The organism is Pseudomonas sp. S34, assembly GCF_009866745.1.
In the GTDB taxonomy this organism is placed as follows: Bacteria; Pseudomonadota; Gammaproteobacteria; order Pseudomonadales; family Pseudomonadaceae; genus Aquipseudomonas; species Aquipseudomonas jessenii.
Genome location: NZ_CP019398.1, coordinates 3,028,893 through 3,052,026 on the forward strand (window position 1 = coordinate 3,028,893; position 23,134 = coordinate 3,052,026).

At 58.6% G+C, this 23,134-nt stretch carries 20 protein-coding genes; 7 read left to right on the plus strand and 13 right to left on the minus strand.

The annotated features are described in order from the left end of the window. Positions 1-94: 94 nt before the first annotated feature. Positions 95-526, plus strand: coding sequence for a GFA family protein (locus PspS34_RS13485; RefSeq protein WP_150813169.1), 432 nt, complete (start codon positions 95-97; stop codon positions 524-526). 164 nt (positions 527-690) lie between these two features. Here PspS34_RS13485 and PspS34_RS13490 read toward each other — a convergent pair whose 3' ends face one another. From PspS34_RS13490 to PspS34_RS13510, 5 genes are all read right to left on the minus strand, one after another. After that, positions 691-1,149, minus strand: coding sequence for a metallophosphoesterase family protein (locus PspS34_RS13490; RefSeq protein WP_090457877.1), 459 nt, complete (start codon positions 1,147-1,149; stop codon positions 691-693). A gap of 191 nt (positions 1,150-1,340) precedes the next feature. Then, positions 1,341-2,417 (minus strand): low specificity L-threonine aldolase, encoded by a 1,077-nt coding sequence (locus PspS34_RS13495; protein WP_223508474.1) that lies wholly within the window; start codon positions 2,415-2,417, stop codon positions 1,341-1,343. A gap of 109 nt (positions 2,418-2,526) precedes the next feature. Beyond that, positions 2,527-3,342, minus strand: a complete 816-nt coding sequence (locus tag PspS34_RS13500; RefSeq protein ID WP_159389909.1) for an AraC family transcriptional regulator — start codon at positions 3,340-3,342, stop codon at positions 2,527-2,529. A 200-nt stretch (positions 3,343-3,542) separates the two neighbouring features. Further along, entirely contained in the window at positions 3,543-3,998 is a 456-nt protein-coding gene (locus PspS34_RS13505; RefSeq protein ID WP_154909041.1) for a glycine zipper 2TM domain-containing protein, read from the minus strand. A 204-nt stretch (positions 3,999-4,202) separates the two neighbouring features. Next, positions 4,203-5,639 (minus strand): FAD/NAD(P)-binding protein, encoded by a 1,437-nt coding sequence (locus PspS34_RS13510; protein ID WP_154909042.1) that lies wholly within the window; start codon positions 5,637-5,639, stop codon positions 4,203-4,205. A gap of 125 nt (positions 5,640-5,764) precedes the next feature. Here PspS34_RS13510 and PspS34_RS13515 point away from each other — a divergent pair, with 125 nt between their 5' ends. Then, positions 5,765-5,917, plus strand: a complete 153-nt coding sequence (locus PspS34_RS13515) for a hypothetical protein (RefSeq protein WP_223508477.1) — start codon at positions 5,765-5,767, stop codon at positions 5,915-5,917. Between the two features lie 76 nt (positions 5,918-5,993). Here the strand turns inward: PspS34_RS13515 and PspS34_RS13520 are convergent, their stop codons facing one another. The 8 genes from PspS34_RS13520 to PspS34_RS13555 form a co-directional block, all read right to left on the minus strand. Further along, the gene (locus tag PspS34_RS13520) at positions 5,994-10,826 is read right to left on the minus strand and encodes a glycosyl hydrolase family 28-related protein (protein WP_159389910.1); all 4,833 of its coding nucleotides are present in this window, start codon (positions 10,824-10,826) and stop codon (positions 5,994-5,996) included. Between the two features lie 214 nt (positions 10,827-11,040). Then, positions 11,041-11,658, minus strand: coding sequence for an RraA family protein (locus PspS34_RS13525; protein ID WP_154909044.1), 618 nt, complete (start codon positions 11,656-11,658; stop codon positions 11,041-11,043). 3 nt (positions 11,659-11,661) lie between these two features. Beyond that, positions 11,662-12,051, minus strand: a complete 390-nt coding sequence (locus tag PspS34_RS13530; protein ID WP_150758548.1) for a RidA family protein — start codon at positions 12,049-12,051, stop codon at positions 11,662-11,664. A gap of 59 nt (positions 12,052-12,110) precedes the next feature. Then, entirely contained in the window at positions 12,111-13,436 is a 1,326-nt protein-coding gene (locus PspS34_RS13535) for an OprD family porin (protein WP_159389911.1), read from the minus strand. Between the two features lie 80 nt (positions 13,437-13,516). After that, complete coding sequence (locus PspS34_RS13540) at positions 13,517-14,845, minus strand: MFS transporter (RefSeq protein ID WP_095966169.1); 1,329 nt, start codon at positions 14,843-14,845, stop codon at positions 13,517-13,519. 175 nt (positions 14,846-15,020) lie between these two features. Then, positions 15,021-16,259 carry a Zn-dependent hydrolase gene (locus PspS34_RS13545; RefSeq protein ID WP_154909286.1) on the minus strand — a complete coding sequence of 413 codons (1,239 nt, stop codon included), beginning with the start codon at positions 16,257-16,259 and terminating at the stop codon, positions 15,021-15,023. A gap of 22 nt (positions 16,260-16,281) precedes the next feature. After that, positions 16,282-17,211, minus strand: a complete 930-nt coding sequence (locus tag PspS34_RS13550; RefSeq protein WP_154909047.1) for a glyoxylate/hydroxypyruvate reductase A — start codon at positions 17,209-17,211, stop codon at positions 16,282-16,284. Then, positions 17,208-17,963: a class II aldolase/adducin family protein gene (locus PspS34_RS13555; RefSeq protein WP_150813087.1), complete on the minus strand. Its 756-nt coding sequence runs from the start codon at positions 17,961-17,963 to the stop codon at positions 17,208-17,210. Before PspS34_RS13555 ends, PspS34_RS13550 begins: the two co-directional genes overlap by 4 nt. 160 nt (positions 17,964-18,123) lie before the next feature. Here PspS34_RS13555 and PspS34_RS13560 point away from each other — a divergent pair, with 160 nt between their 5' ends. The 5 genes from PspS34_RS13560 (at position 18,124) to PspS34_RS13580 (ending at position 23,041) form a co-directional block, all read left to right on the plus strand. After that, positions 18,124-19,128, plus strand: coding sequence for a LysR family transcriptional regulator (locus tag PspS34_RS13560; protein WP_154909048.1), 1,005 nt, complete (start codon positions 18,124-18,126; stop codon positions 19,126-19,128). Between the two features lie 209 nt (positions 19,129-19,337). Then, positions 19,338-20,360, plus strand: coding sequence for an amino acid ABC transporter substrate-binding protein (locus tag PspS34_RS13565; protein ID WP_154909049.1), 1,023 nt, complete (start codon positions 19,338-19,340; stop codon positions 20,358-20,360). 62 nt (positions 20,361-20,422) lie between these two features. Further along, complete coding sequence (locus PspS34_RS13570) at positions 20,423-21,559, plus strand: ABC transporter permease subunit (protein WP_159389912.1); 1,137 nt, start codon at positions 20,423-20,425, stop codon at positions 21,557-21,559. Continuing rightward, a complete protein-coding gene (locus tag PspS34_RS13575; protein WP_159389913.1) occupies positions 21,549-22,640 on the plus strand; it encodes an amino acid ABC transporter permease in 1,092 nt (363 codons plus the stop codon). The genes PspS34_RS13570 and PspS34_RS13575 overlap by 11 nt, the downstream gene beginning before the upstream one ends. Positions 22,641-22,651: 11 nt before the next feature. Beyond that, complete coding sequence (locus tag PspS34_RS13580; RefSeq protein WP_150813082.1) at positions 22,652-23,041, plus strand: Rid family hydrolase; 390 nt, start codon at positions 22,652-22,654, stop codon at positions 23,039-23,041. Positions 23,042-23,134 lie beyond the last annotated feature (93 nt).

Sequence of the window (23,134 nt, forward strand, 5' to 3'; positions counted from 1 at the left end):
GCAATAAGGGGCCAGTAACAGGACGGCCCCCCTTTTCCAATACCAACCCGTTGACCGGCAAATACGGATGAAGCATTTTTCAAGGGAGATACTCATGGCATCAGGGCAATGTCTTTGCGGGGCGGTACGTTTTTCGCTGGCGGTTGAACCCCGATTCTTCTATCGCTGCCATTGCACCCTGTGCCGCAAGCAAACCGGGGTCGGCCATAATCTTGCCACGCTGGTCAACGCTCGCGACTTTCGGTGGGAGCAAGGGCAAGGGACGATCACGGGGTGGCGCAAACCCAGCGGGTACAGAAATGACTTTTGCTCACGATGTGGCTCGACCGTGCCTAATGTTCTTCGCGAAACGCCTTACTACTGGATTCCGCTTGGGCTTCTCGATGGCGAGTTGAGCATGGAGTGTGTTGGAGATTTCTGCACCGATGATGCGATGTCGTGGGATGAACAACGCTCGGCAAAAAGTCATTGCGCAGCCCCGGATTCACTGGGGTTTCTTCTGCATGAGTTGCAGGTCGATGCTTGACTCAGGCGCGAGGTCGGCTTTGGGACCCATTGACAGTTGAAAAGTGAAAAACCACAGCACCAGGGCCGTCACACTGATCTCGAGCGGCCAAAAACTTGGACCGTCCGACTGCCACAGAGTGAGGGTGGTTGCCGGCGAGTCGTGAATCGAACGGTGAAGGCGACTCAGTCGAGCAGCGACACCAGCCGCGGTTCGATTGACTGGTCAACCACTTCAAGCAACGCCAGGGTGACAGGCAACTTGAAGCGTCGGCGGCCGGCACTGCCGGGATTCAGGAATAGCCGTTCACCGCGCCAGTCGATGCACGGTTTGTGCGAATGACCGGTGATCACCAGCTTGATGCGGCTATCAAGATCGGCCGCCACGTCGGCGATGTCATGCACCAGCAGAACGGTCCAGCCGTTGAACTCCAGGTGCAGACAATCGGGCAACTCCCGCGCCCAGGATGCGTCCAGGTCATTGTTGCCCCGCACCGCATCCACCGGCGCGATTGCGGCCAGTTGGTCGAGGATCGCCTCGCTACCGATGTCACCCGCGTGAAGGATGCGATCACAGCCTTGCAGGGCGGCAATGGCTTCGGGGCGGAGCAAACCGTGGGTGTCGGAAATGACGCCGACTTTCATCGCGGGCGGCTCGAGATGCATTCTGGTTCCAGGTTCAAGCGGATGTCTCCTGCGCGGAGCTTTGTTGAACGAAGCGTTCAATTCAACCACATCGCAGCCGACCCCGGGCGGTAAATGACGTCGAAGGCGTAACTCCGCTTTGGCGGCTGCTCATTGAAACCAGAGCGAGCACAGCCGCCACCCGCCATCGACTATCGTTCTTGTGTGCGGTCAGCAGCTCGCCTCACCTGGTTCAACAGGTGATCGACATCCTCGGCGGTGGTGGCGAACGAGGTGACAAAGCGAACGACATTCGGTCCCCAGCGATCATGGTAGAACCCGAAGCCGGCCTTCAGCAGCGCATCGATCATTGCCGAGTCCAGCCGGCAGAACAGGATGTTCGCCTCGGTGCCGCCGAGCACCTCGACGCCACCCAGGCCCTCAAGCCCTTGCGCCAGGCGCTGGGCGGCAGCGTTGGCCTTGCGTGCATTGCGCAGCCAGAGATCGTCGGTCAGGTACGCATCGATCTGCGCCGACAGAAAACGCATCTTCGAAGAGAGATGGCCTGCACGCTTGCGGCGGTAACTCATCTCGGTGGCGAGGGAGGTGTTGAACAGGACGATCGCTTCCGCCGCCAGCACGCCGTTCTTGGTGGCACCGAACGACAGGGCATCCACGCCGGCCTTCCACGTCATTTCGGCCGGGGAGCAGCCAAGCGACACCAGGGCGTTGGCAAAGCGCGATCCATCCATATGCAATCCCAGGGAAGAGGACTTGCAGACGTCACCAATGGCTGCGATTTCATCCAAGGTGTAGATGCTGCCGACTTCGGTGGCCTGAGTGATGCTGACGCAGGCGGGCTGGGTCGTGTGTACGTCGCCGACTTTTTCGCGAGTCCGCTCGCGCAATCGGACGATATCCAGCTTGGCCGCCGGGCCGTCGACGGTCATCAGCTTCGCGCCGTTGGAAAAGAACTCGGGCGCGCCGCATTCATCGTTGTTGATATGGCTGGCCGGGTGGCAGTAGATGTTGCCCCAGGGTGGTGTCATCGCACTCAGGCACAGGGCGTTGGCGGCGGTGCCGGTGGGCACGAGAAAGACCTCCACGTCGCGCTCGAAGATCTCGCAGAACTTGCGCTTGACCTGTGCCGTCAACTCGTCGGTGCCATAGGGACCCGCCTGGCCCGAACTGTGTTTGACGAGGGCCTGTGCCACCTCCGGCGATGCACCGGCGATGTTGTCACTTGAAAAACCCAGCGCGGGCGGTCTGCTTGTTTCACCGTTCATCATCCAGTTCTCGGCTGCGCAGGCGAAGGTGTTTCGCCCGGATTGGCGCATCCTATGGAGGGGGACGGTTGTTGCGCTTGTAAAAAATTGACGCTCGCCGATGGTCGACGGCCTAAGTCCTGTAGCGCGATGGCGCGACGCCGAATGCCTGTCGAAAGGCGCGGTTGAAATGGCTTTGATCGTAGAAGCCGACAGCGTGGGCGACATCGATGATCGGTTGCGCGCTGCCAGACAGCAGGCCACACGCCCGTTCGAGACGCAGGCGAAGCAGCCATGCGTGGGGCGTCATGCCGATGGTCCGCTTGAACTGCTTGAGAAACGGGAAACGCCCCAGCCCACATAGTCCGGCGAGATCATCGAGGGTGATTCGCTCATCGATGTGGCTGAAACAATAGTCCCTGACGCGAGACCATTGCAGGGGTGATAGCGAGCCGGTAATCGTTTCGGGCTTGATCGCCCGTGACTGGCTCAACAGCTGTTCAAGGAGGGTGAACCATTGCGTCTGCACCGCGAGGCTGCCGGGGCCAACGGCCTGCTGCATCGCTTCGTGCAAACCGCGCAGGTTGCCGGCAAGCCCCGTGTCTTCGAGCAACACACCGGCCAATTCAAGCTCTTTCGGTTGACCGCTGATCTCCTCGGCCAGGCTCGCGACCAACGCTTGGGATAGACGGAATGTCTTGAGCGTATAAGCGCCGCCGTCCTCGGATACACCGTCGTGGATTTCACCCGGCGGCATCAGGGCAACACTTCCCGGCCCCAAAAGAAACGACTCGCCTTTCGCTCGATGACGCTGGATGCCTTCGGTGACAAAACCAATGTGGAAATCGAGGTGGTAATGGCGATCGAAGCCGATATCCGCAAAACGTGCGGACCCCAGCACCAGGCCTGGTACTTCGGACACGTGATGGTACTTGGCTTGCTCAGTCATGAAACCCGTTCAACAATCGGCGAGGAGGGCGAGAGACTCAAAGTTTAAGTGCGCAAGAGGTGTAGATCCATGGGTTGCCAGCAATTGGCCTGAGGTTGTGCATGAGTCATTGAGTGTCAACCGAACTCGCTCGCCATGAGGATGTTGCGCAGCAAGTGACGACGGCTCATTTGTCCGCTGCGCAACGCCCGGTAGCCGTCCTAGCTTTGTGGTACCACCCGTGCTTCGTTTCCGGCACCCTCGACGTACACGTTCATGCCTTTTCTCAGCGTCGGGTTGATCGGCTGCGTTACCGAAACCAGTACGCCGCTCTGGGTGCGAACGATGATCTGCTGTGCGTCCACGGGCTGATCATATTTTTTCTTTTCGACGTAGTTGCCGCCCGCCGCCCCCGCGAGGGCTCCGGCGACCATCGCCACATCCCGGCCGGTACCCTGGCCGATCAGGCTACCCAGGCCCAGACCGCCAATACCGCCCAAGATGGCACCGACGCCGCTATCGTGATTGGTCTGCATCTGGGTCTGTGTGATCTGCTCGATTTTCCCCGAGCGAATCTCCATCTCGCCAGCGCCTCCGCTCCCGGCTCCCACCGCGGCACAGCCGCCAAGCAACAGACCAAAAAGCGAAATCGTCAGCCAGGAAGTGATGGTTTTCATCGTCGAACTCCATTTTCAGAGGAAGTGGATCATGCAAACGCATCCAATGACGTTAGACGAAAAAGTCCGGTTCATGCGCTTGTCTGACTGTGCAAGGTGTTTGAGGTCGAGAAAGCGCGCCAGCGCCAGCGCACGACCAGGATGGCCACTGATTCGCCCATGCTCACGCAAAAGGCGGCAGGTGGTCTGGTTGACTCCAGTCGCTCAGGACTCTTGCGCCAAACCTGCTACGGCCTGCAGGAGCCTGGGCATGTTTTCCAGGGCTTTTTTCCTGGCTTCAGTAAATCGGTTCAACACGGCAAGCTTTTCAGGATCCCCCTCCTGCAGGCTTCTCAGCACTGTCGGCAAAAGGTGCAGATGGCACTGCGCAAGCCAGTTGGACAACCCCGCGTGGTTCTTCCATTGCCGCTGATTGCCCAGATAAGCGGCCCACATCCTGACCCAGTCCACTGGTGAGCGTGGCAGCGGGACAAACCCACATAGTTGATTCATCTGCATTTGATCGTCGAGGTGGCTTTCCACGTATGCGATGACTGCGGCGCTGAACAGAATCTGATAACTGCTGACTGTCACCAGGTTGATGCGATTGCCATCAAACGCTTTCACGCTTCCCTCAGGAATAATCGGGACAGCGCTTGCGCTGCAGTCGATGTAAAGGGCGTCGGGATCTCCAGCGATGCTGCCCCTTTCGAGGGAGATACGGCTGGCTTCAATCGCGCATACCCGCCCCAGGCGCACTACATTGGTTATGCGCCGTAGCGCACGCAACTCAGCCTGTGAAATGGTCGCAGCACGGAAGGCGGTGGGTTCGACGGCTTGATCGATGCGCAGCAGTTCGCCGGCACTTTCGAGTCTGAGAAACAGGTCCGGGATCGAATCTGCCGCACCTATTGCTTCGAACTGGTTCGCGAGGCTACCGATCGTTCGTACAACATTCTCCTGGCCGGGTTGAAAGTTGGCGCGATCCAACAGCCAGGGGGCGTTTGGAACGATCCATTGAATCCTGCCTGGTGCCACGCCATTCTGTAGCAGCCACAGACAGGCATCGATGCCGGTCTTTCCTCCCCCCACCACCACGTAACGCAAGTAAGGCTGTCCGATCTTTGGCAAGTCGTTGAGCGGTACGCACCGTATACCAGGCTCTATCCGGTAATGCGGAGGATGGGTCGAAGGAACGGCTGCCTGTGAAATAGTTGCATCCACCAGCTTCCTTCGGACCTGGACAGCATTACGTTCGCCGGTGAGCAGGGAAGTGATGCAATGACTATCGGTGCGATCACCTTCGTAGTTGTGCATCGGAAAATATCGCACCCGACCTGACGGCAAGAATCGATGATGCATAAGCTGATCGAAGTAACTGACAATCTCGGCGCCTGAGGCCAATTCATACAAGCCACCGCCCCATTCGGATTCGTCCTTTTGGCCGGAGCCCAACTCGCAGGAGTTAACGCCATAGAAGGCAGACGGCTGGTGCAAGCGGACGAACGAGTAGGCATCGTTCCAGTGTCCACCAGGTTGAGCGTGTCGATCCACCATCAGCACACTCGCATCCGACTGATCGAGCAATGTATCGACGAAGGCCATGGCTGTTGCCCCCGCGCCGATGACCAGATAATCCGTTGCTATGGTGGATGTGTTCATAGGTACGCCCTGATGAAAGTTGAAAATACTCCTCCATCGAATCAGGCTAGTTGTTTTCGCTTGTCGCAAAAGAACAGTTGTTCCTTGCCGACATAGCCAACAGATTTAAAGACTCTCTAAATACCATGTCGACTCTGGAAAGCGGCCAGTTGGTCACCGTGCCGGACGATTACATTGACCGCCAGGTCGTCTTCTGGATGCTGTGGACAGCCAGCCGTTATGCCTCGCCCAAGTTGCGTGTGTTCATTGACTACATGAGTGCGCACTTGCGCACCTGATCGTTTACGCCTGCAGGTTCAGTATCACCCTCGTCTGACCGGCATCAGGGCGACCCCGCTCCCGCAGGGTGTGGGCTTAACCCAAGGCTGTGAAATCGCTGGCGTGCAGCTCCTGGACGCCCACCAATTGGATTTCGAACTCGGGGGTGGCGTCGGCGTTGACACTGCCCTGGAGAATGCCATTGGCAAAGCGCAGTTGACCGGTGGCGTTGGCAGGGTCGAAGGCATTGCTGCCGATGAAGGTGAAGGCGTCGACGGTTGCGGTCAGCGGGTTGGCGTCCAGGCCGGTGAAATCCAGATGATCGCCCTCGGTGCTCTTGAAACCGTTGATCACATCGCGCAAAGCCCCGACGCCCATGTCTGACAGCGCACTGAACGCGAAGGTATCCGCGCCAGTGCCACCGATGAGGTTGTCGGTGCCTGTACCGCCGATCAGCCGGTCATCGCCCGAACCGCCCACCAGCGAATCGTTGCCCGCACCACCGTTCAGAACGTTCGCGGCGCTGTTGCCCGAGAGACTGTCGGCGTAGGCGCTTCCCGTCAGGTTTTCACAGAATTTCAAGGTGTCGAGCCCGGAACCCGTGGTGTTTTGTTGCGCTGACGTCGAGAGGTTTACGGTAACGCCGGACAGGGCGCGCTCAAAGGACACCGTGTCAATGCCATCGCGCCCGTCCAAAACATTGTTGCCGGGTCCGGCGAACAGCGTGTTGTCCAACGCGTTGCCCGTGCCATTGGCGGCGCCAGTGCTATCGACATACAGATGTTCAACGTTATTGCTGAGGGTCAAGGCCGCCAGGCTGCTGTGCACACTGTCGACTCCTCCAGGCGCCGCATTGCTGTCGGTCTCGATCACGGTGTCATCGGCGTTGTCGACATAATAGGTGTCGTTGCCATCGCCGCCGCTCATGCTGTCGGCCCCTGCGGCACCGTCGAGCACGTTATTGGCGGCATTGCCGGTGATGAAATTGTGCCGCTCATTGCCGGTGCCGTTGATGTCCGACACGCCGGTGAGCACCAGGTTCTCGAGATTGGCGCCCAGGGTCCAGCTGACGGAAGCCTGCACTGTATCGATCTGCGAGGTCGAGGTGCTGGTTTCCACCACGCGGTCGAACGCGTTGTCGACCACATAGATATCGTTGCCATTGCCACCGGTCATGGTGTCGGCGCCCAGGCCGCCATCCAGCGTGTCGTTGCCCGAACTGCCCACCAAGGTGTCTGCCTGGTCGGTACCGGAAATCATGTTCCGGGCGTTGTCGAAAATGTCCTGCACGCTGTTGTTGTCGTTGGGGTTGCCCTGGAAGCCAAGGTCATTGGCAATGTAGTCGGCCAGGCGCTGGCCGACGATCTCAGCCGACTCTTCGTGCAGGTGCCAGACGTCGTCGGGATACGCCAGCGGATCGACTTCGTAGCGCAAGGGGAGGTCGGTGTAGTCCACCGCCAGCTTGACGTCGGCGCGCTCGGCGGCGATGGCTTCCTGGGCGGCGCGGACATAGCCACCCCCCTCGACGATGGAGGCAATTTTCTCCTCCGAATAACCACGGGCACGCGCTGCGTCCTGTTCGTAGTGACCGGTTTCCATCATGTACACGCTGAAGTTGCCGAACTGGGCATGCAGGTAATCAAACACCTTCAGGGTCGCGGCCTTGTACGCCGCTGCTGCCGCTGCTTTGTCCGTGGCTCGGGCGATCTCCTGGGCTGCTTCCTCGCCCTGGCCCCAAATGATGCCCATGGTGACGTTACTGATCGATTGGAGTTCGCTGAGCTGACCCCGCAGCAGCGTCGCGGCGCGCAACAACGCAGCTCCGGGTTGGTTGGTGTCGGTCAGCCACCAGCACAACTCGAGTTCCCCGGCGCTGAGCGTCGACAGGCCGGTGACGGTGCTGCCGCCCACCGCGATGTCGACGCCGTTGCCATCGGCATCGGTGAACTGGCTGCGCACGTCATAGGGAGTGTAGCGGTTCAGGTCGTTGACCAGCATCGAGGTGCCGGACTGATTGTCGTCCTCCGTCATGCGCAGCAGGCGCGCATTGGATTGGCCGAGGGTGGGCAGATAGAGGATGTCCTGCTGGATGCTCTCGCCGAACACGAAGTCGCTGGCGGTCAGGGTGTTGAGGTGGTTGCCGATGAGCGCGATTTCAAAACGATTGCCATCGGCATCCGTTTCGGCGGACTTGATGTAGGTCTTGTCGCCGGCCGCGTTGAGGGTGATGTACAACGTGCCATTGCTGCCATCGCCGAGGCCGAAAAAGCCCAGGCCCGAAACATCGATCTTGTCGACGCCCGCGGTGAAGTCATAAATCGTGTCGGTGGCCGTGACACCGCCGGTGTCGTAGTCGCGGTAGCTGTCGAGCACGTTGGTGTAGCGGAAGGTATCGACACCGTCGCCGCCGTACAACGAATCGCGTCCGGCGCCGCCGTCGACGATATCCGCGCCGGTGCCGGCCTTGATCGTGTCGTTGCCACCGAGGCCAAGGATCAGGTCGGCACCCGCCGTGCCGTTGAGGGTTTCGGCATTGTTGGTGCCGGTGACGGTGTTGGCGGGCGCATCGGCCACCGCCAGGGCGAAGCTATCGCTGACCGATGCACCGGCCGGGTCCGTGGCTCTGACCAGCACGTTGTAATTGCCGGACGCAGTGCTAGTCGGCGTGCCGGTGAAGGTCAGGTTGGTGGCATTGAAGCTCAGCCACGCGGGCAGGGCGCTGCCGTCGGCCAGGGTCGCGGTGTAGCTGAGGTTGTCATTGTCCGGATCGGTGAAGCTGGTGGCCGGCACCACGTAGCTGAACACGGTGTTTTCGGTGGCGTTCTGATCCAGCAGCGGCGTGGTCAGCACCGGCGCCTGGTTGGTTGGTGACGACGTGGCGAAGACGAAGTTGGCGCTGGTCAGCTTGTTGAGGTAGTTGCCGTCCAGTGCCACTTCGAAGCGGTTGCCATTGGCGTCGGCGGTCAGGGACTTGATATAAGTCTTGGTGCCGGCACTGTTGAGCACCAGGTACACGGTGTTGTTCTTGCCATCCCCCAGGCCGGTGAAACCCATGGCCGAGAGGTCGATCTTGTCGGCGGTGAAATCGAAATCGGTGATCAGGTCACCAAGGTTGGCACCGCCGGTGTTGTAGTTACGGTAACTGTCCAGGCGACTGGAAAACACGAACGTGTCCGCCCCGGCACCGCCGGTGAGGGTGTCCATGCCGGCACCGCCGTCGAGCTTGTCGTCGCCCGCGCCGCCACTGAGGCTGTCGTTGCCCGCCAGGCCGAGCAGGGTGTCGGCCGAATCGCTACCCAACAGCGAGTCGCTGCCGCTGGTGCCGGTAATCACCCGATTAAAGATGAAGTTATTGGCCGTCAGGGTGCTGGCAAGGTTGCCCGAGAGGATCAACTCGAAACGATTGCCGCTGGCGTCGGCGTCGTAGTCCTTGATGTAGGTGCGGTCGCTGCTGGCGCCGTAGCTGACCTGCAGGGTGCCGCCACGGCCATTGCCCAGGCCTGTGAAACCGAGGCCGGCGAGGTCGATCTTGTCCTGGGTGACGTCGAAGTCGGTAATGGTGTCATCAAAGCTTGTGGTCGCGTTGCGGTAACTGTCGGACTGAGCGGCGAAACGGAACGTATCGGCGCCGGTACCGCCGGTGAGTTTGTCGATGCCTGCACCACCCACCAGAATGTCGTCGCCGGCCCCGCCATTGAGGGTGTCGTTGCCGGCAACGCCGTAGAAAATCTCGCTGGCGGCGCTGCCCAGCAGGGTGTCATTGCCAGCCGTACCTTGCACGGTGGTCATCGGCACCGTGGCGCTGACGTAGCTGCCGTCGCCATAGACCAGCGTGGCACCGTTACTGGTGTGGCTGATGGTGTTGCCGATGATGGCGTTGCGATCAGTGCCGTCTTCATTGCGCTCTGCAACGCCGTAGGTCGACAGGTCGCTGCCGGTGATGAGGTTGCCCTGGATGGTGTTATCGCTGCCGTTGAAGTACTTGCCGGACACGCCCAGGGTGTCGTCGTAGGACTGGATGATGATCTCCGGTACGGGGCTGCCCAGGGAATTGTTGTTGAGCGTGTTGTCGATGATCTCGACGTGGTTGCTGCCGTAGATGCGGACCCCGGTGCTGGCATTGTCGTGAATATCGACGCCGCTGACCGTCACCTCGCTGGACAGTTTGATCAGCACCCCTTCGGCGCCGTTGCCGTACACCTCACCACCGGTGATGGTGATGTTGCTGGGGGAGGGGATGTCCTCGCTGCCGCGCTGCACGACGATGCCAGTGCCGCCGTTGTTGTAGGCAACGTTATTGGTGAGCGTGAAGTCGTGGGTGCTGGTAACGATGTTGAAACCGTGCCGGTCGTTGTCGTAGGCAACGTTGTTTTCGAAGGTGCTGTCGCTGAGAAAGTCGGCAACGAAACCGTCCAGGCCGTTGCCGTGGGACACGCTGTTGCTGATGACCATGTTCACGGTCTGCTCGTGGGGGTCGAAACCGTACCCGGAGCAATCCTTGATCTCGACGCTGTCGAGGGTGACGTTGGAGTCGTAGCCCGCTTCGCCGGGAATGTAGCCGTTGAACCAACCGTCGATCTTGCCCGTGGTGTTGTCACGGTTGCCGTCGATGGTGAGGTTGCTGACACCGAAGTCGTGGGTTTGCTCGCCATAGGCGGAGCGGATGACTCCGGTGATCTTGGTGTCGGAGCCGTCAGCCACCTTGACGGTGGTTGCGCCCATGCCGTCGCCGTACAAGTAGACATTGCTCTTGAGCATCAGGCAGCCGTCGGAGGGTTCCTCACCTCCCGAAACGATATAAGTTCCGGTCGGCATGTACACCTGCCCCCCGCCTGCAGCGGCCGCCGCATCAATTGCATTTTGTATCGCCGCCGTATCGTCAGTGATGCCATCTCCTTTGGCGCCAAAATTTTGTACATTGAAAATCATGAGTTTATCTCCGTATCAGGCGAAACCTCGGCAGATGCCAATATTCCATCGGCAGCTACCGTGTTATGACCCAACGGAGCGCAAAAGTTGTGACCGCATATCGGGGGAGTGTCAAAAAACCGAACTAACTGATTAGCGGCTGTGAAGAATTTCAAAAAAATAACGCTTTGTTGACGCTCGCCGCCGCGCGGCGGTCCGCATTACAAGCGATCAATCATTGAACACGCAGTACGGATGCTATTGGCTCTCCGGCTTCAAGACGTTCCAGCAGACCGGGTTCTGCACGATCACTGGCCAGTGCCTGGTCGATGACTGCGGCGAGTGCCTGACTGTCAAGAATCAGTAACCCGTTATCGTCTCCCAGCACCAGATCGCCCGGGTGCACCTGAACCCCGCCACATTGCACTGGTACGTTCAACTGGCTCTCGGCGTTGCCGTGCAGTTTGGTGGTCAGCAGGTTGGTGCCACGGGCGAAAACCGGCAGTCCGGCTTCGCGCAGTTCGAGGATATCGGTCACCACGCCATCGACCACGATGGCCCTGGCGCCTCTCGCTTTAGCTGCACAGGCTGTCACCGTACCGACACAGGCGTGATGTCGATCACCGTTCATGTCAATCACCAGCACGTCGCCGTCTTGAAGGCTTGCCAAGGCGCGGTTGACGGCAATGGCATCAGCGTCGATCACGCTCAGCGTCACGGCGCGACCTACCACTTTGACGGCGCTCAGCATGGAGCGAATTTCGGCACTGACAAAGCCGTCTTCGAGCAAATGCCCGAGGGTGGCGAAGCTGACCTGATGGAGTTTTTCAAGCAATTGAGTAGGGGCGTTCATGGCTTACCTCTGCTTTGCTGAATCAATGAGTTCGGCCACACAATCGATTTCCAGTGCCACCCCCCAGAGTGCCACGCAGACCGTGGTGCGTGCCGGCGGCGCATGACCGAGCACCTCGGTATAGACCCGGTTGAAGGGTTCCAGTTGAGCTGGATCGGTGAGATAGCCGTTAACCTTGATCACGTGATCGAAGTCCGAACCTGCCGCGATCAGGATGGCTTCCAGGTTACGCAAGGTCTGGCGCACTTGCTCTTCGAAGCCTTCGGGTTGCTGATCCAGTCCGCCGACTGCGGGTATTTGACCGGCAGTGAACACCAGATGGCCGCTGACCACTGCCTGGGAGTAAGGACCGACCGGGCCGATTGTGCCGGGTGCTGCCTGGATACGTTTCATTAATGAACCTCGCTGAGAATAGAGGCCCGCCGACCCGGTATGGGCGGCGGGCCGGTGAATCAGAACAATGTCAGGGTGTAGCTGACGAACAAGCGGTTCTGGTCCTGATTAGCGTCGGCTTCGGAGTGCAGAACGCCATAGCGCCAACCGAAACCCAGGCCTGTGAACGTGCCGTCCTGGATAACGTAATCCAGGGCCAGGTCACGCTCCCATTCCTGCTGATCGCTACCAGAAGTGGTCTTGATCTGGCTGCCTTTGAGATAAACCATCGACGCGCGAAGGCCCGGTACGCCCGAGGCGGCGAAGTCATAGGCGTACTGGCCGAACCAGGTGCGTTCGCCGGCCCGGTTGAAGCTGGTGAGCATGCGGTCGGTGAACAGATACAGGCTTGCGCCACCGGCCCCTTTGTCCACCAGGGAGCCCTGGTTGAGCTGGACGAAGTTGCTGCCATCGGAAACGCTCTGGTAACCGCCGGTCAACCCGTGGCCACCAAGGCTGTACGTGAAGAGGGCGCTCCAGGTGCGGTTGTCGATTTCACCGGCACCGTTTCGGCTATAGCCACCGACCCGGTAACCGTCGGCCCGTCCGCTGACCGTGCTGTTGGCGCCGTCAGAAGATGTATCGAAGTAGCGCAGGTCGGTCTTCAACGACTGGCCTTCGCCGAGTGCGAGCACATGCTGCAGCCCGAAAAAGTGCTGGGTGTAGTAGTCCTCGAGATTGGCCAGGTAATACTGCGCGGTCAGATCTTTAGTGACTTTGTAGTCGGCACCGGCGAAGAGAAACTGGTTGCTCTCCTGACGCCCACCGCTGACCGCCAACCCGGTGCTATCACTGGAGCCACGCCCGGTAGCGTGCTCCAGACGGCCGGCGGTCAAGGTCAGCTTGTCGAGATCGTTGCTGGTGATCTGGCCGCCTTCAAAGGTCTGGGGCAACAGGCGACCGTCGTTCGCTATCAGGATCGGCAGTTTGGGCGTCAGCGTGCCGTAACGCATTTCGGTCTTGTTCAAACGGGCTTTTGCGGTCACGCCCAGGCGGCTCCATTCATCGGCAGCGCCATCACCTTCAGTCGGGATCATCGAGCTGCCGCGATGGCGGCCCTGGCCGCTGTCCAGGGTGAGGCCCACCAGCCCCAGCGCATCGACGCCAAACCCCAGGGTGCCGTCGGTGAAACCGGAGGAGTAATTGAGCATGAGTCCCTGCGCCCATTCCTCGGTCTTGCTCTGGCCGGCACTGCCGGGCCGGTCGCGGTAGTCGTTGTTGAAGTAGAAGTTACGCAAGCCCAGTGTGGCCTTGCTATCGCTGATGAAATCGGCTGAAGCGACCTGGCTCAGAGTCAAAAGGCAAGCGCCGGCGCTCATGCCAAACAGGTGCAGAGTTTTTTCCATGGTGTACGAATCCAGAGGGAGCGTGAATGGCAGCAGGATCAAGTGCGGGTGGGTTTATTCTTGTTGTGGGTCACTTGGTGCTATTCAGCCCGTCCAGCGCTCAAGTCGCGCTTGAAGGTTTCGGTCAGCAGTAACAGGGCAATCAGGGAAATGACCGCAGAGCCAATCAGGTACCAGGCCACTGACGAGCCTTTGCCGGTCATTGCCAGCAGGGCCGTGGTCACGATAGGCGTGGCCGCGCTGCCCAGCAGCCCGGAGAGCATGTAAGCCACCGATAGGCCGGAGTAACGCACACGGGTGCCGAACAGCTCGGCGAGGAAGGTTGCGATGGGCCCGTAGTTGGCGGCGAACGCGGTCATCAACAGGCCATAGCCGAGAAACACCAGCGGCAGCTCGCGAGTATCCATCAGCCAGAACATAGGGAAGGCGACCAGCGCTTCACCGACGATACCGGCGATGATCACCGGCTTGCGGCCGAAGCGGTCAGACAGTGCACCGAAGGCTGGCAAGAGCACAATGCACAGCGCACAGGAGGCCAGTACCACGCTGAGCATGATGGTGCGGCTGAAGCCCAGGGTCTGGGTCCCATAGGTCAGGCCGAAGGCGACGATGATGTTGAAAGATGCGCCGGTCGACATGGTTGCCACGCCGCCGAGCAGGACTTGCTTCCAGTATTTGCTGAAGACTTCGGCCAGCGGCAGCTTGATTTGCGGCTCGCTGGTTTGAGCCTTGTGGAACGCAGGTGTCTCGGTAATGTTGAGGCGGATGTACAGGCCCACGGCAATCAGCAGCGCGCTGGCCAGGAACGGGATGCGCCAGCCCCAGGCAAGCATGTCTTCAGCCGGCAGCAGCCAGGCGATCGCCAGGAAGGCCAGGTTGGCAATCATGGTACCGGCCGGCACGCCGATCTGTACCCATGAGCCATATAAACCACGCTGGTTGGCGGGGGCATGCTCGACGGCCATCAACACCGCACCGCCCCATTCACCGCCCAGTGCCAGGCCTTGAATGATCCGCAGGGTTAAAAGCAGGATCGGTGCCCAGATGCCAATGCTGGCGTAATCCGGTAACAGACCGATGGCAAAGGTTGCCGCACCCATGGTCAATAGCGAAATCAGCAGCATCGATTTGCGCCCAAGCTTGTCGCCGTAGTGGCCGAACAAGGCAGCCCCGACGATGCGCGCACCATAAGCCGAAGCGAAGGTGCCGAAGGCCAGGAGGGTGCCAATCAAGGCATCGAACGCCGGGAAGAAAATCTTGTTGAACACCAGGGCGGAAGCCGTGGCGAAAACAAACAGGTCGTACCATTCCACCGTGGTGCCGATGACGCTGGCGACGGCGACTTTTTTCATGTTGACGCTGGGTTCGACCGTCGGGGTAGCGGTCTGGATGCACGCGGAGCTGTTCATGCCTTTTTCTCCAAATTGAGCGTTGGGCTCAGTGGATTGATTTATTGGTTGGCAGTGTGGGTAACGGTGATGCTGTAGCTGGAGATCGGTTTTATTGTTTTTCAGGCGCAAACGGGCCCTGCCTCGGAGGTCGTGTGAATGACGCAACCTCAGAGGTTCGTTGTTGCTTGCATAATCAGTCGCTCAGGTGCTGAGCTCGTTGCAGTACCGCATTGAGCAGCACGTCGCAGCCCATTCGTACATCGTCCGGCAGGGCGTCTTCGGCTTCGTTGTGGCTCAGGCCACCGACACAGGGAATGAAGACCATAGTGGTGGGGCAATGCCCGGCGAGGTGAATGGCGTCATGCCCGGCACCGCTGACGATGTCCTGATGGGGGTAACCCAGCGCCTGGACCGCCGAACGCACAGCGGCCACGCAATCGGCATCGAAGGGTGTTGCGGGGCTGAGCCAGTGACGACTGATCGCCAGGCTCAAACCGCGCTTATCAGCCACGATTTGCAAGCGCTCGCATACGGCTTGCTCCATTGCGGAAATCTGTTCGTCTTCGTGGTGGCGCAGATCGACAGTAAAGTTGATCCGGCCGGGGATGGTGTTGCGCGATGACTTGGCGATCTCCAGCTGGCCCACCGTGACCAGCCCCTTAGGTGCGAAGTCTCTGGCGATGGATTCCAGCACGCTGGCCATTTCCGCGACACCGAACAGGGCATCCTTACGCAACGGCATCGGTGTGGTGCCGGCGTGGGCACTGACACCGCCAACCTGCACATCCAGCCAGCAGATCGCCTGGCCGCCAGTGACAACGCCTACTGGCAGGCCGTTGTCCTCCAGGATTGGGCCTTGTTCGATATGAGCCTCGAAGTAAGAATCGAAGGCCCGCTGCAGGGGAAGGTCTCCACCATGGCCAATATCGGCCAAGGCTTCAGCGACGCTGATGCCCTGGGCATCACGGGCATCCAATGCGGTTTGCAACGGCAGAATGCCAGTGAACACCGCCGAACCGAACATGGCCGGAGTAAAGCGCGCACCTTCCTCATTGGTCCACACGGCGATTTCGATGGGCTGGCGGGTTTCGATGCCTTGATCATTCAGGCAACGCACCACCTCCAGTCCGCTCAGCACGCCGTAGATACCATCGAAGCGACCACCTTTTGGCTGGGTGTCCAGGTGACTGCCCATGACGATCGGCGGCAGGGCATTGTCCTGGCCTTCGCGGCGGGCGAAAAGATTGCCAATGGCATCGAACGCGATACTCAAGCCAGCCTCACGGCACCAGCCCATGAACAACTCGCGGCCAGCCAGGTCTTCCCTGGAAAGGGCCAGGCGACAGTTGCCGCCACGCTCGGTGGCGCCAATTTTGGCCATGTCCATCAGGCTGCCCCACAGGCGCTCACCGTTGACCTTGGATACTTTCATCATTCACCTCTTGTCGCGTGTCTTAATAGCCCAGGGACGTATCGACCGGGTTGTTCAGGGGTTCACCACGGGCCAGCCGCCGCGTGTTTTCGGCAATCTGGCTGGCGATGCAGTCGTGGGACGCCGCCGATGCCATGTGCGGGGTAACGATCACCCCGGGCATGCGCCACAGGCGATCATCGACCGGCAGGGGTTCATGCTCGAAGACGTCGAGCACCGCACCGCGCAGCTGACCGCTGCTCAATGCCTGTTGTAGATCGTCGATGCGTACGTGCTGGCCGCGACCGCAGTTGACGACTACAGCACCAGGCGCCAAGGCCTTGAAGGTTTCAGTGCAGAGAATGCCTCGGGTCGCCGGGGTCAACGGCAGCAGGTTGATCAATAGATCGAGGCCTTCGAGAAAGCCACTGAACGCCTGGTCGCCGCTGTGGCAGACCACGTCGGGTATGTTTTTGACACTGCGCGCCCAGCCGTGAACGCTGTAGCCGGCACTGGCCAGGTCTTCGGCAATGGCTGCGCCCAGCGAACCCAAGCCCATCACACCGACCTTGAAATCCTTTGCCTGAATCTGTATCGGGCGCTGCCAGAGCTGGTCAGGCTGCTGCTGCAAGACCTGATCGAAACGTCGGTGATAGTGAATCACCGCCCAGCGTACGTACTCGGTCATGCCTTGGCGGTGCGCGGGATCGACCACTCGGCACACGTGCAAGTTCGGGCAGCTGGGATCGGTGTGCAAGTGATCAACACCCGCGGCAACCGAATGCACCAGTTGCAGATTGGGCAGCGCGCCCAAACTGTTGGCCGGCGGGAACCAGCATGCCGCGACCAGTGCTTCACTGGCGACCGGGTCATCGGCCAGCACTACCCGTATGTCTGGCGCCTGACGGGCAAAGGCCGCTTGGAGCTGGCCGAGCAGGATGCTGTCGCGCGACAGCAGTACGACGGTGTTCATGAGCAATAGGACTCGCGCTGGTCTTCAATCAAGGTCAAGGCGGCATTCCAGCTCAGCCCCATGATTTCCTCGGCTTCGTCGCGGCCGAACTGTTCTGCTGTGTGTTGGCAGACTTCTTTGCTGGGGTAGACCAGCTGGCTGCCGCCGGCCAGCGCCGCGACCTGCGCCTGGCAGGCGCGCTCCAGGAAGTGAATTTCGTGGAAGGCTTCAGCCACGTTTCCACCGGCCGCCAGCAGGCCATGGTTACGCAGGATCATGGCCTTGTGTGGCCCCAGGTCGGCGACCAATCGTTCACGCTCGGCCAGCGACAGCGCAATGCCTTCATAGGTGTGATAAGCCAATTTGCCGTAGAACTTCAGCGCATGCTGGCTGATCGGTAACAGACCTTGCTCCTGGGCGGCCACAGCCATCCCGGCTGCGGTATGGGTATGCACCACGCAATTGAGATCCGGGCGGGCCATGTGGATCGCCGAATGAATCACGAAGCCTGCGGCGTTGACACGGGTGCGCTCGTTCGCACCGCCCACCACCTGACCATACTGGTCTATGCGCACCAGGTCGCTGGCTTTCATGCGATCGAAGATCACGCCGTAGCGGTTGATCAGGAAGTGGTGTTCAGGGCCTGGAATGCGCAGGGTGATGTGAGTGTCGATCAGGTCGGTCATGCGAAAGTACGCGACCAGTCGATACAGTGCGGCCAGCTCGCAGCGGGCTTTCCACTCGGCGGGGGCAATGTTGTCGGGTGTGTACATGTAAGTTCCTTTCTCTGATTATTTTACCGACAGGGATCAATCGGATCACGGTAACGCTCTGTCCCTCTGGCGCCTTCGTGCTTTATCTCGTAGCCTCTATAATTAAGCAATTTGCTAATCCTTAAGCGCTGATTAAGTCACGCTAATAATGGACATTAAGATGAGCAGCAAAAACTCGAATGAAGAGCTAATGCAGGCTAGATGGGGAGGGCGGCGTTTCCTCAACGATCGTCTGGACTGGAATTTGTTGCGCACGTACCTGGCGATTGGTCAGGAAGGGAGCATCAGCCGTGCTGCGGCGCGGCTGTTCATTACCCAATCAGCCGTCAGTCAATCGCTCAAGCGGCTGGAAGAGCAGTTGGAGTGCGCCTTGATTTCGCGCAAGGGGCCACGCTTCGATCTCACTGAGGCAGGGGAAGAAATACTGCGGATTGCCGAAGAGATGTACGGCAACGTGTCGCGCATCGGCTCGGCCATCGAAGGCCCCCAGGATGATGTGGTGGGGAAGGTTCGCCTGCTCTCGATCAGCCGGGTGCAATCGACGGTCTATGATGATTTTCTCGCGAATTTTCATCTCAATCATCCGCGTGTGGAGTTGGAAATAGAGGTAATGCGCAGCTCCGACATTCTCAGTTCGCTGATACAGAAGACCGCCACCGTCGGTGTCGGTTTATGCCGCATCGCTCAACCCAAGCTTGAGCAGCGTTGTCTGATACGTCAGCGATATGCGTTCTTTTGCGGAAAACGCCATCGCTTTTTTGGCGTGCGGGGCCTGGATCTGGCTGAGCTGCAAGGGGAAAATTTTGTCAGCTTCACGAGCGACCAGATTGGCGGCAATCTTTCGCCGCTTACCGTGTTTCGTGACCAACAGGGCTTCACCGGCAAGATCGTCGCGTCGTCATCAAACTTTGAAGAAATACGCAGGTTGGTGATCGCAGGATTTGGTATCGGCTGTTTGCCAGAGCACTTACTCGATATTGACCTCTACAACGGCATGCTCTGGCGCCTGCCGCCCCGGGATGGAGTCTCCGACGTGGACATTCACTTGTTGTGGAACCGCGAGCAAAAAATGACCCATGCAGAAACTGTATTTCTTGAAAGCTTCCAGCATGCCATCGCAGTTGCAGAACAATCCGTTGATCAGAAGGTCGACCAGGAAGTCTGACTTTTGATGGGCATCATCCGTGATTTGGGTCTGCGCAATCCCGATGGGCTGCTTGAGCCATTGCGACACACGCCGGTGATCAGCCACCTCGCAGCGCACCCGATCTAAACTCAAAACAAATTGCCAATGCGACCATTCTTGTGGCTTGACAGCCGCTCGCAAAGTCATATAGCTTGAAATCGTATACTTTCTACCGAGTGGAGAATCTGATGACACGTCTAAGAGTTCTTTTCGCATCTACCGCAGCAGCCCTGGGGCTTTCATTGGCAATTTCTGCACCGGTACAGGCCGATACCTTGTCGAAAATTCGAGAGCGTGGAGTGCTTGTCTGTGGTGTGCACCCGGGCCTGGTCGGCTTTGGTGCGCCCAACAGTGCAGGTGATTGGCAGGGGTTTGATGCGGATTTCTGCAAAGCCTTTGCGGCGGCGATTTTCGAGAAGCCGAAAGTCAAGTTTGTCCCGCTGTCCGATCAGGCACGTTTCACGGCGCTGCAGAATGGCGAAGTGGATGTCCTCTCTCGGAACAGCACCTGGACCCTGACGCGCGATACCACGATGGGGCTGCAATTTCCGGTGGTGGACTTCTTCGACGGCCAAGGCTTTCTGATCAACAAGAAACTGGGCGTCACCAAGGCGGCAGAACTCGATGGCGCTACGGTCTGCATTCAGCAGGGCACCACCAGCGAGTATGTGGTTCGCAATTTCTTCGACAAGTTGAAGATCACATTCAAACCTGTGGTGATCGAAAGCGGGACTGAATTCTTCTCGGCCTTTTTCGCAAGCCGCTGCGATGTAATCACCAGCGATGTGTCGCAGTTGGCGGTTATCCGGCTCAACTCAGGCAACCCTGAAAACTACGCCATCCTTCCGGATGTGATCTCGAAGTCGCCAATGGGTCCAGTCGTGCGGGGCGATGACAAGCACTTTGCAGACATCGTCAAGTGGACCGTCTTCGCAACCTTTACTGCAGAAGAACTCGGTATCACCAAAGAAAACGTTAAACAAATGCTCACCAGTAACAACGAAGACGTCCGGCGTCTTCTGGGTGTAACACCTGGCGTTGGGGCAGGGCTGGGTCTCAAGGATGACTGGGTGATCAATGTCATCTCCGCGGTAGGCAACTACAAAGAAATCTTCGAGCGCAACGTGGGTGCCAATACTCCCTTGCAGATGAAGCGTGGCCAGAATGCCCTGTGGTCGGACGGTGGCCTGCTGTACGCCCCGCTTTTCTGATCCGCGATGTGAATGGCTCAAACGCCGCGTAGATGGCGAATCAGAAACGAGAGGTGAAGGTCATGTCGGCAAGAGATGGCGCAGTTAAACACCAACACCGGGCAGTCACGGTGTTGGTCCAGCTTGTAGTACTCACGGCTGTCGTGATTGCGGTTTGGTATTTCGGGCACCTGATTAACGAGCGCCTTACACAGAAAGGGATCAATACCGGGTTCGGCTTTCTGTGGACTCGCGCCGGCTTCGACCTCAGCGAAAGCATGATTGCTTTCAGCGGTGACAAGTCATATGCGTACGCCTTGCTAGCGGGGTTTTCAAACACGTTGAAAGTGGCGTTTTGCGCCATCGTGTTCTCCGTGCTGCTCGGGGTATTGGCGGCGCTGGCTCAGTTATCTAAATTCGGCCTGGCCAGACGAATTGCCAAAGTGTATGTCTCGACGATCCGCAATACACCGCTACTGCTGCAGTTGTTCTTCTGGTTCGCTGTTTTTACTTACGGTCTACCAGTCGTCCGGGAGGCTCTGGAGCCGGTACCGGGTGTGTTCATCAGTAATCGCGGGATCAATTTCCCGTGGCCGTCCCCCTTCGCATTGACAGCAATCGTCGCGATCTTTTGCACCGTCGTGGCGTTTGTCCTCAGAAGTGTGCGCACCGGTGGCAGCACACTGAAAAACCCGGGAGCGTTGCTGATACTCCTGAGCCTGGTTGCCTTCGTGTCCACCGCTTATGCCCTGTGGTCCGGGCAAATGACATTTGAATGGCCCACAGCGAGCAAGTTTTCAATCGGCGGCGGCGGGCACTTTTCACCCGAGTTCATGAGTATGTTCATCGGGCTCTCGGTGTACACGGGCACTTACATAGCCGAAGCGATCCGTGGGGCCGTGCAGTCCATTGCCCAGGGACAGATTGCCGCAGGTTATGCGTTGGGCCTGACACACTTTGGCGTGCTGCGTTACATCGTGATGCCACAAGCTTTCCGGATCGCGATGCCGGCGGTGGTCAGTGAACTCCTGAACCTGATGAAAAACAGTTCGCTGGGTGTTGCCGTGGGATACCCGGAACTGGTCTCGGCGGGAAATACCGCCATGAATCAAACGGGGCAGGCCATCGAGTTGATCAGCATTTTCATGCTGGTTTACGTCACGGTAAACATTATTACGACGCGGGTAATCGGTCTTTGGGAGAAACATTATGTCTGGTGATCTGAATAATGGTGCCCAAGTGTCGATTGTCGCACCCTTGACGCTGATCCAGCGTCTGAAAGGCTTGGGCTCGGGTATGCCAAGCCGGATTGTGCTCGGCGCGCTTTTTCTCTGGGGCGTCGTTTTGGTTGGCCCAGATATCTTCAAATGGTTGTTGCTTGATGCAACCTTTAGTGGCGATGCCGCGCAATGCCACCAGAACGGAGGCGCTTGCTGGGCGTTCATCGGCACCAAGCTCAATCTCATCCTGTTCGGGGCCTATCCTCCGGAATCGCTTTGGCGTCCGATCACTTTCGTTGCATTGATCGCGGCCGTTGCGCTCTGGTGTTTGATTCGAGTCCGCCATCACACAGTGGCCATTGTGTTGTGGGTACTGGCCGCGTTGATTGGTTATCTATTGATGAGTGGCGGACTGTTCGGTCTTGAGTCAGTGGATCGTGCGCGTTGGGGTGGACTGCCGATCACCCTGCTGATCAGCATTGCCGGCCTCGTGTGTGCGTTCCCTCTGGGTGTGCTGCTGGCGTTGGGGTGTCGGTCGCAGATGCCGCTTGTCTCTGTTCCGTGCCGGCTTTATGTGGATCTCATTCGCAGTGTTCCGGCGATCACTATTGTCTTCATGACCTTTGCGATCATTCCGTTGATACTTCCGGACGAGCTTATTTTCGACAAGCTTTTTCGGGCAGGTATCGGTCTCTCGTTGTTTACCGCCGCTTACTTTTCCGAAGCCTTGCGCGGTGCCCTGCAAGCACTTTCAGTCGGTCAGCGCCAAGCGTCGGCAAGCCTGGGGTTCGGTTATTGGGGCAGTCATGCCTACGTCATCTTGCCGCAAGTCATCGCCCATTCGCTGCAACCGATTGCCAACATCGCCATCGCGTTCGTCAAGAACAGTTCGCTGTTGATGATCATCGGACTTTTCGATTTGCTTGGATCGGCAAGATCAAGCCTTTATGACGAAAACTGGCAAGGGTTCTACAAAGAGCTCTATCTGTTTGTCGGCGTCATCTACTTCGTTATCTGCATGTATATCCAACACTACGTTGCGTCGATTGAGCGTGAACGTAGGGCCCGCCTGTATCAATAATGGATGCCTCCATGAAAGAAATAATAGAAGTACCGTTTTTATCTGACGCGCTAAGACGTTTGAATACACCGACTTCTTTGCTGATTCGTTCGGGCTCGATGCTCTATACCTGTGGCCTGCCGCCGCTCGATCCACTGACCGGGAATATAGTTCGAGGCACGATTATTGAACAGACGCATGCTGTATTGCAGGTGATGAAAGTTGTTCTTGAATCGGCAGGATCGTGCCTCGATAACGTCGTGAAAACCACGATCTTCGTGACGGATCCATCGATGATGGATGAGGTAAACACAGTGTATCGCAAGTATTTCCCTGAGAATCCACCCGTCCGCTCATTCGTTGCAGTCAAGCCTTGGCCGTTTCCGTTTGATATTGAAATCGATGTAGTTGCCCATCTTTAGAAAACCGATGTGCTGGGTTGTATTGAGTAAGAAGTATCAGTTCTCTTGGTAGCTTCAAGCTATTCAACTAGTTGTTTGAATATTCTTCCCCAT